12 protein-coding genes and 1 pseudogene are annotated in these 12,192 nt (G+C 73.2%); 12 read left to right on the top strand and 1 reads right to left on the bottom strand.

All coding sequences use genetic code 11. The annotated features are described in order from the left end of the window. Nucleotides 1–219 precede the first annotated feature (219 nt). Complete coding sequence (locus E4P40_RS22325; protein WP_135160603.1) at nucleotides 220–1,491, bottom strand: isochorismate synthase; 1,272 nt, start codon at nucleotides 1,489–1,491, stop codon at nucleotides 220–222. A gap of 35 nt (nucleotides 1,492–1,526) precedes the next feature. Between E4P40_RS22325 and E4P40_RS22320 the strand changes: the two genes are divergently transcribed. From E4P40_RS22320 to E4P40_RS22270, 12 genes and pseudogenes are all read left to right on the top strand, one after another. Beyond that, nucleotides 1,527–2,246, top strand: coding sequence for a demethylmenaquinone methyltransferase (locus E4P40_RS22320; RefSeq protein WP_135160602.1), 720 nt, complete (start codon nucleotides 1,527–1,529; stop codon nucleotides 2,244–2,246). A gap of 28 nt (nucleotides 2,247–2,274) precedes the next feature. Beyond that, nucleotides 2,275–2,505, top strand: a complete 231-nt coding sequence (locus tag E4P40_RS28625) for a hypothetical protein (RefSeq protein WP_209305463.1) — start codon at nucleotides 2,275–2,277, stop codon at nucleotides 2,503–2,505. A 9-nt stretch (nucleotides 2,506–2,514) separates the two neighbouring features. Beyond that, nucleotides 2,515–2,664, top strand: coding sequence for a hypothetical protein (locus E4P40_RS28305; protein ID WP_167762341.1), 150 nt, complete (start codon nucleotides 2,515–2,517; stop codon nucleotides 2,662–2,664). A 23-nt stretch (nucleotides 2,665–2,687) separates the two neighbouring features. After that, nucleotides 2,688–3,341, top strand: coding sequence for a phosphoribosyltransferase family protein (locus E4P40_RS22310; RefSeq protein WP_135160601.1), 654 nt, complete (start codon nucleotides 2,688–2,690; stop codon nucleotides 3,339–3,341). A gap of 127 nt (nucleotides 3,342–3,468) precedes the next feature. Continuing rightward, nucleotides 3,469–4,740: a geranylgeranyl reductase family protein gene (locus tag E4P40_RS22305; protein ID WP_135160600.1), complete on the top strand. Its 1,272-nt coding sequence runs from the start codon at nucleotides 3,469–3,471 to the stop codon at nucleotides 4,738–4,740. 97 nt (nucleotides 4,741–4,837) lie between these two features. Next, nucleotides 4,838–5,200, top strand: coding sequence for an NADH-quinone oxidoreductase subunit A (locus E4P40_RS22300; protein WP_167762340.1), 363 nt, complete (start codon nucleotides 4,838–4,840; stop codon nucleotides 5,198–5,200). Between the two features lie 9 nt (nucleotides 5,201–5,209). Continuing rightward, a pseudogene (locus tag E4P40_RS22295) lies at nucleotides 5,210–5,662 on the top strand (NADH-quinone oxidoreductase subunit B family protein); the annotation flags it as partial. 253 nt (nucleotides 5,663–5,915) lie between these two features. Then, entirely contained in the window at nucleotides 5,916–6,665 is a 750-nt protein-coding gene (locus E4P40_RS22290) for an NADH-quinone oxidoreductase subunit C (protein WP_135160598.1), read from the top strand. 13 nt (nucleotides 6,666–6,678) lie between these two features. After that, entirely contained in the window at nucleotides 6,679–8,007 is a 1,329-nt protein-coding gene (locus tag E4P40_RS22285; protein ID WP_135160597.1) for an NADH-quinone oxidoreductase subunit D, read from the top strand. A gap of 79 nt (nucleotides 8,008–8,086) precedes the next feature. Beyond that, on the top strand, nucleotides 8,087–9,097 hold the full coding sequence (nuoE, locus tag E4P40_RS22280) for an NADH-quinone oxidoreductase subunit NuoE (RefSeq protein WP_135160596.1): 1,011 nt from the start codon (nucleotides 8,087–8,089) through the stop codon (nucleotides 9,095–9,097). A 3-nt stretch (nucleotides 9,098–9,100) separates the two neighbouring features. After that, nucleotides 9,101–10,429 carry an NADH-quinone oxidoreductase subunit NuoF gene (gene nuoF, locus E4P40_RS22275; RefSeq protein ID WP_135160595.1) on the top strand — a complete coding sequence of 443 codons (1,329 nt, stop codon included), beginning with the start codon at nucleotides 9,101–9,103 and terminating at the stop codon, nucleotides 10,427–10,429. Beyond that, the coding region (locus E4P40_RS22270; protein ID WP_245160510.1) for an NADH-quinone oxidoreductase subunit G at nucleotides 10,426–12,192 on the top strand (1,767 nt) is incomplete at its 3' end. The genes nuoF and E4P40_RS22270, both read left to right, overlap by 4 nt.

The raw sequence follows: 12,192 nt of genomic DNA, 5'->3' as shown, positions 1-12,192 counted from the left end.
TCGGCACCAAGGCCAAGCTGCTGACCGGTCTGGCCACCGCCGCGGACTGGGCCGCTGCCCAGCTCGACGCCCAGGGCCCCAAGCTGATGGAGAAGGCGAACCAGAAGGACTGCGTCGTCCTCTCCGGAGGTGGCGGCGGTCGCTTCTGACCTCCGTTCCACACCACCCGCTGGACGGCGGTGTCCCTCTCGGGGCGCCGCCGTTCGGCGTTCGGGGGCGTCAGCCCTCGAGCGCGGCCTGGAACGCGGCGAACTTCGACTGCGTCTCGGCCAGCTCGGCCGCCGGGTCGGAGCCCGCGACGATGCCGCAGCCGGCGAAGAGCCGGGCGCTGTCGTCCCCGACGAGCTCGGCGCAGCGCAGCGCCAGGCCGAACTCGCCGTCGCCGCGGGCGTCGAGCCACCCGACCGGACCGGCGTAGCGCCCCCGGTCCATGCCCTCGAGCTCGGCGATGACGGCGGCCGCGTCGGCCGTCGGGGTGCCGCAGACGGCAGCGGTGGGGTGCACCGCGCCGATCAGCTCGAGCAGCCCGGCGCGACCACGGGGCCCCGTGGCGCGCTGGGTACCGGTGACGTCGCTGGCCAGGTGCCGCACGTTGGCCAGCGTCAGGAGGTCCGGTTCCTCCGGGGCGCTGAGGGTCGCGCAGAACGGCTCGAGGGCCTGCACGAGCGAGTCGACGGCCAGGGCGTGCTCGGCGCGGTCCTTGGCCGAGCCGATGAGCTCGGCGGCCAGGCGGTCGTCGTCCGCGCCGGCGCCTCGCGGGGCGGTGCCGGCCAGCACGCGCGCGGACAGACGGCGGCCGTCGCGCCGCAGCAGCAGCTCGGGGGTGGCGCCCAGCAGCCCGTCGACGGCGAAGGTCCAGCAGTCGGGGAAGCGATCGGCCAGCCGGCGCAGCAGCCGCCTCGGATCCAGCGGCACGTCGGCGGACACGAGCAGGTCACGGGCCAGGACCACCTTGGCGAGCTCGCCGGCGCCGATCCGCCCGACGGCGGTCGCGACGGCGGCGGACCAGGTGGCGGGGTCGAGGGCCCCGTCGGCGTAGCGGAGCCGGGGTGGCGGGCCGTCGTCCAGGAGCGCCGGGGCGACGGGAAGGACGTCCCGGGGATCGACGTCCCCCACGGTCGTCACCCAGCCGGCTCCCTCCCGCCGGCCGACCACGACCTCGGGCACGACGAACACCGACGTCCCGGCCGTGGGGTCGAAGGCGATGCTGGCGAACACGACCGGCCCCGAGCCGGGGATGCCCAGGTGGTCGTCGACGTCGAGACCTGCGGTCCAGTCGTCCCACCAGGCGGCTGCCTCGGCCAGCGCCCGGGGCCCGGAGACCTCCAGCCGGGCGGCCTCTCCCCAGGCCACCAGGCCCTCGCCGCGGCGCACCCAGGACAGCCCGCCGTCGGCCGGAAGGCGGGGGAGCAGTGCCGCCCGGTCGCCCGTCCGGACTGTCGTGACGACGCGTGCTGCGATGTCCCGGGAGGTCAGGGCGGCCGCAGTCACGTGCCCAGCGTAGGCAGCCTTGTAGCGTCGGCGCCGTGGGAGACCGGCGAGAGGATGCACACACGTCCGGCGTCCGGGCGGGCCTGGACAAGCGGCCGGCCGAGGTCGCGGCGATGTTCGACCGGGTCGCCCGGCGCTACGACCTGACCAATACCGTGCTCTCCGGCGGCCGCGACGCCGCCTGGCGACGCGCCACCCGTGAGGCCCTGGGCGCCCGCCCCGGCCAGATCGTCCTCGACGTTGCGGCGGGGACGGCGGTCTCCACCGTCGAGATCGCGGCCGGTGGCGCGACGGCGATCGCCTGCGACTTCTCCCAGGGAATGCTGCGCGCCGGGGCGTCGCGCGCGGTCCCGAAGGTGGTCGGGGACGCGATGGCGCTCCCGCTCGCCGACGAGAGCGTCGACGGCGTGGTCATCTCCTTCGGCCTGCGCAACGTGGCCGATCTCGACGTGGCGCTGCGGGAGTTCCGGCGGGTCACCCGGCCCGGCGGGACGCTGGTGATCTGCGAGTTCTCCAGCCCCACCTGGACGCCGTTCCGCACCGTCTACACCGAGTACCTGATGAAGGCGCTGCCCCGCATCGCCCGCGCCGTGAGCAGCAACCCCGAGGCCTACGTCTACCTCGCCGAGTCGATCCGTGCGTGGCCCGACCAGGGGGCGCTGGCCGGCCGGGTCCAGGACGCCGGCTGGGGCGACGTGGCCTGGCACAACCTGACCGGCGGTGTGGTCGCCCTGCACCGCGCCCGCCGGCCCTGAGATCCCTCGTCCGGGAGGAGTCCGCCCGGTGCCGCTGATCGCCCGCATGCGCACGACGGCGGTCATCGAGGGCCGGATGACCACCGCGATGCGTACGAGGGCATCAACGGCGGGTGAAGATCCAGACCGACGCCGTCGACACCCGCTCCCACGCCGCCATCGCGAGGACGGCAGCTTCCGCGACACGGTGGTCTTCAGCATCCTCGGCGGTGAGTGGCCCGCGGTGAAGGCGGGCCTGCAGCGCCGAGTGGAGGACTAGCGTCGGTCCATGACGACCCCGCCGCCCCCACCGGGCACGCCTCCGCCGGGTCCCTCGCCGACGGACCCCACCCCGCCGCCGGTGCCCGACCCCTATCCGACGCCCCAGCCCACCGATCCCATCGTGCCGGGGCCCGTGCCGACGCCCGAGCCGCTGTAGCGGCCGCCGCTGGAGCGCCGGTCGTGTCGAGGAGGTTCGCCGACCGCCGTGCGGCCGGGCGGGCGCTCGGCGAGCGGCTGCGCCGCGACGAGCCGCACGACCCCGTCGTGCTCGGGCTGCCCCGGGGCGGGGTGATCCTCGCGGCCGAGGTGGCCGACGCCCTCGGCGCGCAGCTCGACGTCCTCGTCGTCCGCAAGCTCGGCCTGCCGTGGCAGCCGGAGCTGGCCATGGGCGCGATCGCCGCCGTCGGTGGGGCCGTCGAGACGGTCCGTGTCGAGGCCGTCCTCGCTGCGACGCGCGTCGAGCCGGACGTCTTCGACGAGGTCCGTACCCGCGAGCTGGCCGAACTGCGCCGTCGTGAGTCTGCATACCGCGGCGACCGTCCACCCGTCGGCCTCCGGGGCCGCGACGTGGTCGTCGTCGACGACGGGCTGGCGACCGGCGCGACGATGAGAGCAGCCGTCGTGGCTGTCCGGCGGCAGGTCCCGGAGCGCATCACCGTCGCCGTCCCCATCGGTTCACCGACGGCCTGTGCCGCGCTCGCTCCCGAGGTCGACGAGCTCGTCTGCCTGGACGCGCCGTTCTCCTTCCGCGCCGTCGGCCAGGGATACACCGACTTCACCGCCACGTCCGACGAGGAGGTCAGGGCCGCGCTGGCGTTGCCCCGCCCGCCGTGACGCCGACGGTCGGGTGGGGGGCGCTGTTCCGTTGCTCACAGCCGGGCCTAGACTCGGACGCGACGACTTTGTGAACTGATTCACAAAGTCCGCCCGGGGCAAGTCGGAACTCGATCGGTGAGGGGGCGTGGGGGTGCCGGGAGCGACGACCGCCGACGTGGTCGTGGTCGGCGCCGGTCCGGCGGGCTCGAGCGCCGCCTGGTGGCTGGCGCAGGCCGGCCTCGACGTCGCCGTCCTCGAGAAGGCAGCGTTCCCGCGGGAGAAGGTCTGCGGCGACGGGCTCACCCCCCGCGGCGTGAAGGCCCTCGAGGACATGGGCATCGACACCTCGCCGGCCGCCGGCTGGGTCCGCCACAAGGGGCTGCGCGTGCAGGGCGGCGGCCAGACCGTCGAGATCGACTGGCCCCAGCTGGACAACTGGCCCGACTACAGCCTCGTCCGCCGCCGCAGCGAGCTCGACGCCCTGCTCGCCGACCACGCCGTGGCCGCCGGCGCCCGGCTGCACACCGAGGTCACGGTCACCGAGCCCCTCCTCGACGAGGCCGGCCGAGTCTGCGGCGTCCGCACGCAGTCCGGCCCGGAGAGGACGCCGGGTGCCTGGACCGCGCCGCTGGTCATCTCCGCCGAGGGGCTGTCCGGCCGGCTCGCGAAGTCCCTCGGCCTGGTCCGCCGCGAGGACCGGCCGCTCGGCGTCGCCGTCCGCCGGTACGTCCGGACACCGAGGACGACGGACCACTACCTCGACATCTCCTTCGACCTGACCGCCGACGGCCCGAGCGCGGCGTCCATGCCCGGCTACGGCTGGGTCTTCGGCATGGGCGACGGGACGGCGAACGTCGGCTTCGGCCTCCTCGACACCCGCCGCGGCGACCGTGGCGACCACCGGGCCGTGCTGCGGGAGTGGCTGGACACCTTCCCCGCGGAGGACCAGCTCGGCGAGGAGTACTCGGTCACGCCGCTGCGGGGGGCCGGTCTCCCGATGGCGCTGCACCGCCAGCCCGCCTACAGCCGGGGGTTGCTGCTGACCGGCGACGCCGCGGGAACGGTCAACCCCTTCAACGGCGAGGGGATCAGCTACGCCATGGAGACCGGGCGGATGGCGGCCGAGACGGCGGTCGACGCCCTCTCCCGGTCCGAGGGTCCGGCCCGCGAGGCCGTCCTCCACGGCTACCCCGACCGGTTGCGCGCCGCCTATGGCCGGCACCACCGCCTCGGGGTCGGGTTCCTGGCACTGCTCGCCCGTCCGGACGTCGTCCGGTTCGCCACCGCGCACGGCCTCAAGAGGCCCGCGCTCGTCGACGCCGCCCTGCGGTTGATGGGCAATCTCAGCGACGGCTGGAGCGGCGACCGGGTCGACCGGACCATCGCCGCGCTGACCCGACTCGTGCCGGCGGTATGACCGTGGTCGACGTCACAGCTTGCAGACAAGCCGACACGGAGGGTGAGACCCGGATGCCTGCCCGGAACGTGATCGTCCTCACCGTAGGGTGCCGCTGATGCTCTCGAACTACGTCCCGATCATCGGGCTCTTCGCGCTGGCCGCGGCGTTTGCGCTGTTCTCGGTCACCGCGGCCCCCTTCATCGGTCCGCGCCGCTACAACCGGGCGAAGCTGGACGCGTACGAGTGCGGGATCGAGCCGACCGACCAGCCGCTGAGCGGGGGCCGGTTCCCGGTCAAGTACTACCTGACGGCGATGCTGTTCATCGTCTTCGACATCGAGATCGTCTTCCTCTACCCGTGGGCCGTTCAGAACGAGGCGCTCGGCGTCTTCGGGCTGGTCGAGATGGTCGTCTTCATCGGCACGGTCTTCATCGCGTACGCCTACGTGTGGCGGCGCGGCGGGCTCGAGTGGGACTGAGGGACTGAGATGGGACTCGAGGAGAAGCTGCCCAGCGGCGTGCTGCTGACCAGCGTGGAGAAGCTGGTCAACTGGACGCGCAAGTCGTCCCTGTGGCCGGCGACGTTCGGCCTGGCCTGCTGCGCCATCGAGATGATGGCCTCGGGCGCCGGTCGGTACGACCTGGCCCGCTTCGGCATGGAGGTCTTCCGGGCCTCCCCGCGCCAGGCCGACCTGATGATCGTGGCCGGCCGGGTGAGCCAGAAGATGGCCCCGGTCCTGCGCCAGATCTACGACCAGATGCCCGAGCCGCGCTGGGTGCTCGCGATGGGCGTCTGCGCCAGCTCCGGCGGCATGTTCAACAACTACGCGATCGTCCAGGGCGTCGACCACATCGTCCCGGTGGACATGTACCTGCCCGGCTGCCCGCCGCGGCCGGAGATGCTCATGGACGCGATCCTCAAGCTGCACCACAAGATCCAGCACGAGCCGCTCGGCGCCAAGCGCGCGCGGCAGATGGAGCGCGAGCGCGAGGACGGCACCCGCAAGGACATCCTCGTCGAGATGCCGTCGACGGTCCGCGTGGACAAGAAGCTGCGGCGCGCCTACGAGGAGGCCGCCGCCGAGGGCCGCACCGGCCAGTTCGCCATCGAGCAGCGCAACGGCAACGCCGTGCTGCTGCCGGAGGAGCGCCCGACGGGTCTCGGGAAGGCCTGGCGATGAGCGGGGTGCAGCGATGAGCAACGACGGTGGCGAGGTCGTACCGGGCCGCGAGGAGGCCGGCTACGACGCAGCGACCGCGCCGAGCGGCGGCTTCCGCAAGGGCTCGTTCGGCGTCAGCGGGAGCGGTGACACGTCGGGCTTCGGTGGGCTGGTGCGGGTCGAGCCCGGCGGCGCCGTGGCCCTGCACTCCACCGACCGGCCGTACGGCGGCTACTTCGACGAGGTCACCGACGCGCTGATCGAGGCGGTCGGGAAGGCCACCTACGCCGCCGCCGTGCAGCGCGTGCTGGTCGACCGCGGCGAGATCACCTACTTCGTGGCGCGCGAGCACCTGCTGACGCTGGTCTCGGCGCTCCGGGACGACGACGCGCTGCGCTTCGAACTGTGCAGCAGCGTCTCCGGGGTCGACTACCTCGACAGCGGCGGACCCGCAGCCACGCCGGAGCGGCCGCGGCTGCACGTCGTCTACCACCTGACCTCGATGACCTACCGCCGGCGCATCCGCCTCGAGGTCGCGGTGACCGCCGAGGACCCGCACGTGCCGTCGGTCGTCGCGATCTACCCGACGGCGGACTGGCACGAGCGCGAGACCTGGGACATGTTCGGCATCGTCTTCGACGGCCACCCCGCGCTCACCCGCATCCTCATGCCCGACGACTGGGACGGGCACCCGCAGCGCAAGGACTACCCGCTGGGCGGCGTCCCGGTGGAGTACCACGACGCGACCATTCCTCCGCCCGACACGCGTCGTGCGTACAGGTGAAGGGGGCCCACCGATGAGCACCGTCCACAACGAGGCCGACCCGTACGCCGGCTCGCGCGAGACCACCGAGGGACGCGTCTACACCGTCACCGGCGGCGACTGGGACCTCACCTTCTCCGATCCGCACGGCGAGGAGCGGCTCGTCGTCAACATGGGGCCGCAGCACCCGTCGACCCACGGCGTCCTCAGGCTCATCCTCGACCTCGAGGGCGAGACGGTGACGAAGGCGCGGGTGGTCATCGGCTACCTGCACACCGGCATCGAGAAGAACGTCGAGTACCGCAACTGGACCCAGGGCACGACCTTCGTGACCCGGATGGACTACCTGGCCCCGCTCTACAACGAGGCCGCGTACTGCATGGCCGTGGAGAAGCTGCTCGGCGTCGAGGTGCCGCAGCGCGCGCAGACCATCCGCCTGCTGGTCATGGAGCTCAACCGGATCTCCTCGCACCTGGTCGCGCTGGCCACCTTCGGCATGGAGATGGGCGCCCTCACCGGCATGACCAACGGCTTCCGTGAGCGGGAGATGGTCCTCGACCTACTCGAGGAGATCACCGGCCTGCGGATGAACCACGCCTACATCCGCCCCGGCGGGCTGGCCCAGGACCTGCCCGAGGGCGCGGTCGAGCACATCCGCGAGTTCCTGAAGATCATGCCCAAGCGGGTCGCCGACTTCCACCGGCTGCTCACCGGGCAGCCGATCTGGCAGCGCCGGCTCAAGGACGTCGGCTACCTCGACGTCACCGGGTGCCTCGCGCTCGGCGTCACGGGCCCGATCCTCCGGGCGGCCGGACTGCCGTGGGACCTGCGCAAGGTCGAGCCCTACCTCGGCTACGAGACCTACGACTTCGAGGTACCGACCGCCGACACGTCGGACGCATGGGGCCGCTACCTGGTCCGCATGGCCGAGGTGAACGAGTCGCTGAAGCTGATCGAGCAGGCGATCGACCGCCTCGAGCCGGGGCCGGTCATGGTGGCCGACCGCAAGATCGCCTGGCCCGCGCAGCTCTCGCTCGGCGCCGACGGCATGGGCAACTCCCTCGACCACGTGCGCCACATCATGGGTCAGTCGATGGAGGCCCTGATCCACCACTTCAAGCTGGTCACCGAGGGCTTCCGGGTGCCGGCCGGCCAGGTCTACCTGCCGATCGAGTCGCCACGCGGCGAGCTCGGCTACCACGTGGTCAGCGACGGCAGCACCCGCCCGTGGCGCGTCCACGTGCGGGACCCCGGATTCGTGAACCTGCAGGCCACGGCGGCGATGAGCGAGGGCGGCATGATCGCCGACGTCATCGCGGCCATCGCTTCGATCGACCCGGTCATGGGGGGAGTCGACAGGTGAGTGAGCATCGCAGCGAGCGCCAGCGAGCGAGGAGCGGAGCGGCCGCGGAGACGACCCAGAAGCACGGAGTGGACCGCTGATGAGTGCACTTCCTGGTTCGGCCGAGGGAACCGCGGTCACCGGGCTCGACTCGAGTCCGGTCGAGCCGGCACCGCTCGACCTGCCGCCGCTGACCGAGCAGACCCGCCTCGAGGCGCGGGAGATCATCGCCCGCTACCCGGTGGCCCGCTCGGCCCTGCTGCCGATGCTGCACCTGGTCCAGTCGGTGCAGGGCTACGTCTCGCCCGAGGGCGTCGCCTTCTGCGCCGAAGAGCTCCGGCTGACCAAGGCCGAGGTCGGCGCGGTCGCGACGTTCTACACGATGTACAAGCGCCGTCCCACCGGCCGGCACCTGGTCAGCGTCTGCACCAACACCCTGTGCAGCGTGCTGGGCGGCCAGCGGATCATGGACGCGCTGAGCAGCGACCTCGGCGTCCACCACGACGAGACGACCGCCGACGGCTCGATCACCCTCGAGCACGCCGAGTGCCTGGCGGCCTGCGACTACGCGCCGGTCGTCACCGTCGACTACGAGTTCTACGACCAGCAGGACGTCGAGAGCGCCCGCGAGCTCGTGGCAGCCCTGCGCCGCGGCGAGAAGCCGGCGCCGACCCGCGGCGCACCGCTGACCGACTTCAAGGGGATCTCCCGGCAGCTCGCCGGCTTCTCGCAGTACGAGGACCCGTACGAGATGGCCGCCGCCATCGACCACCCCGGCGACTACAGCCCGACGCTGATCGGGCTGCGGCTCGCCGAGGAGCGGGGGGAGTCCGCCCCCGCGATGCCGCGGTCCTCCGCCCCTGCACCGGACGCAGACGAGCCCGCCGCCACCGTCGCGCCGACCGGCCGCACGGGGGAGACCCCCGGCCGGGAGGCGGCCGACGCGCGGGTCGCCGCAGCCGACAACCCCGCCGAGCGGGCGGGCGCCGCGGGCGCGCACCCCGACGCCCCCGAGCCCGCCGGGCGACGCCTGCCCGACGGCCGTGAAGGCACCGACACCCCTGCGGGGACCGAGCCGGGCACGTCCGGCCAGGGTCCAGGGAAGGCCTGACACATGCCCCTCACTCCCGTCCTCACCACCCGCTGGGGCGCCGACAAGTCCTGGCGGCTGAAGACCTACGAGCGCTCCGAGGGCTACTCGGCCCTGCGCACCGCGCTCTCCATGGCGCCCGAGGAGCTGGTGACGCTCGTCAAGGACTCCGGACTGCGCGGCCGCGGCGGCGCCGGGTTCCCGACCGGCATGAAGTGGAGCTTCATCCCGCAGCCCAAGCCGGGGGAGATCCCGACCGGCCCGGCGGCGATGCCCAAGTACCTCGTGGTCAACGCCGACGAGGGCGAGCCGGGCACCTGCAAGGACCTGCCGCTGATGATGGCGGACCCGCACTCGCTGGTCGAGGGCGTGATCATCTCGGCGTTCGCGATCCGCTCGCACTTCGCCGTCATCTACGTCCGCGGCGAGGCCGTGCACGCCCACCGGCGCCTCGTGGCCGCCGTCGACGAGGCGTACGCCGCCGGCTACCTCGGCACGAACATCCTCGGCTCGGGCTACGACCTCGAACTGGTCGTGCACGCCGGTGCCGGCGCCTACATCTGCGGCGAGGAGACGGCGCTGCTGGACTCGCTCGAGGGCTACCGGGGGCAGCCCCGGCTCAAGCCGCCGTTCCCCGCCGTCGCCGGCCTGTACGGGGCGCCGACGGTCATCAACAACGTCGAGACGCTGGCCAGCGTCCCGTTCGTCGTCCGCGGCGGTGCCGACTGGTTCAAGGAGTTCGGCCCCGAGAAGTCGCCGGGACCGAAGATCTACTCCCTGTCGGGCCGCGTCGTCCGGCCGGGCCAGTACGAGGCCCCCATGGGGACGACGATGCGCGAGCTGCTCGAGATGGCCGGCGGCGTGCGCCCCGGGCACGAGCTGAAGTTCTGGACGCCGGGCGGCTCGTCGACGCCGTACTTCACCGCGGAGCACCTCGACGTCCCGCTGGACTTCGACTCGGTGGCGGCCGCCGGCTCGATGCTCGGCACCACCGCGCTCATGGTCTTCGACGAGACCGACTCGATCGTCGAGGCCACCCTGCGGTTCACCGAGTTCTACGCGCACGAGAGCTGCGGCAAGTGCACCCCGTGCCGCGAGGGCACCTACTGGCTGGTGCAGATCCTCGAGCGGATCGCGCACGGCCGGGGCACCGCCCAGGACCTCGACGTCCTGATCGACACCTGCGACAACATCCTGGGCCGCTCGTTCTGCGCCCTCGGTGACGGCGCCACGAGCTGCATCACGAGCTCGCTGAAGTACTTCAAGGACGACTACGTCGCCCTGCTGCCCCCGGAGGAGCAGGCCCGGCTGGGCCGTACCCTCCGCATCGAGCCCGTGAAGGTTGCCTCGTGACGCTGACGACTCCGGGGCCGGCGCCCGCGGTCCCTCCCGGCACGCCCGGTCCGCAGACCCCGCCGGACTCCGTGCACTGCACGATCGACGGCTTCGAGGTCGCGGTGCCCAAGGGCACGCTGATCATCCGGGCCGCGGAGCAGATCGGCGTCCAGATCCCGCGGTTCTGCGACCACCCGCTGCTCGAGCCGGTCGGCGCCTGCCGCCAGTGCCTGGTCGAGGTGGAGGGCCAGCGCAAGCCGGTGGCCTCCTGCACCATGCCGGTCACCGAGGGGATGGTCGTGCAGACGCAGCTCACGAGCCCGCAGGCCGACAAGGCCCAGCAGGGCACGATGGAGCTGCTGCTGATCAACCACCCGCTGGACTGCCCGGTCTGCGACAAGGGCGGCGAGTGCCCGCTGCAGAACCAGGCGATGAGCAACGGCCGCACCGAGAGCCGGTTCGTCGACGTCAAGCGCACGTACCCGAAGCCGCTGCCGATCAGCAGCGAGATCCTGCTCGACCGGGAGCGCTGCGTGCTGTGCGCGCGCTGCACCCGGTTCTCCCAGCAGGTCGCCGGCGACCCCTTCATCGAGCTGTTCGAGCGGGGCGCCCTCGAGCAGGTCGCCATCTACGAGGACGAGCCGTTCGAGTCCTACTTCTCCGGCAACACCACCCAGATCTGCCCCGTCGGCGCGCTGACCAGCGCCCAGTACCGCTTCCGCGCCCGCCCGTTCGACCTGCGCAGCGAGCCCAGCGTCTGCGAGCACTGCGCCTCCGGCTGCGCCCAGCGCACCGACTACCGGCGCGGCAAGGTCACCCGCCGGCTGGCCGGCGAGGACCCGGCGGTCAACGAGGAGTGGAACTGCGACAAGGGCCGCTTCGCGTTCCGCTACGCGACCGCCAACCAGCGGCTCACCACCCCGCTCGTGCGCGGTGCGGACGGCACGCTGCAGCCCGCCTCGTGGCCCGAGGCCTGGGCGGCGGCCGCGGCCGGCCTGCTCGCCGCCCGCGCCGACGGCGGCGTCGGCGTCCTGCCCGGCGGCCGGCTGACCGCCGAGGACGCCTACGCCTATGCGAAGTTCGCCCGGACCGCGCTGGGCACCAACGACGTCGACGCCCGTGCCCGGGCGCATTCGGCCGAGGAGCTGGCGTTCCTGGCGGCCAATGTCGCCGGTACCGGCCCCGGCCGCGGTGGTGTCACCTACGACGAGCTGGGGGCGGCCCCCGCCGTCCTGCTCGCCGGGTTCGAGCCGGAGGAGGAGTCGCCGATCGTCTTCCTGCGGCTGCGCCGCGCGGTGCGCACCCGCAAGCTCCCGGTCTTCGACCTCGCACCGTTCCCCACCCGCTCGGCCGAGAAGCTCGAGGCAACTGTGCTCACCACCCTCCCGGGCGCCGAGGCACGGTCGCTGCACGCGCTGGCCGAGGGCACGTGGGGCGGACCGGCGATCGAGGCGCTGCGCCAGCCGGGCGCCGTCGTGCTCGCCGGCGAGCGCCTGGCCGAGATGCCGGGTGCGTTCTCCGCCCTCCTCGCGCTCGGCCGGGCCACCGGCGTCCGGATCGCCTGGGTGCCCCGTCGCGCCGGCGAGCGCGGCGCCGTCGAGGCCGGCGCCCTGCCGAACCTGCTGCCGGGCGGCCGCAGCGTCGCCGACCCGGTCGCTCGGGAACATCTCCAGGCTGACCACGAAGCCGGCGCTGGCCAGCGCCGCCTCGGCGAGCGCCGGGTCCGGCAGGTCGGCGGGGTCGACTCCGCCGACCAGCAGGCCCGTCAGCTGGCCGTCACG

Source organism: Blastococcus sp. CT_GayMR20, from assembly GCF_004570345.1.
The sequence above is the reverse complement of the archived record's forward strand: the minus strand, read 5'-3'. Positions and strand labels throughout refer to the sequence as shown.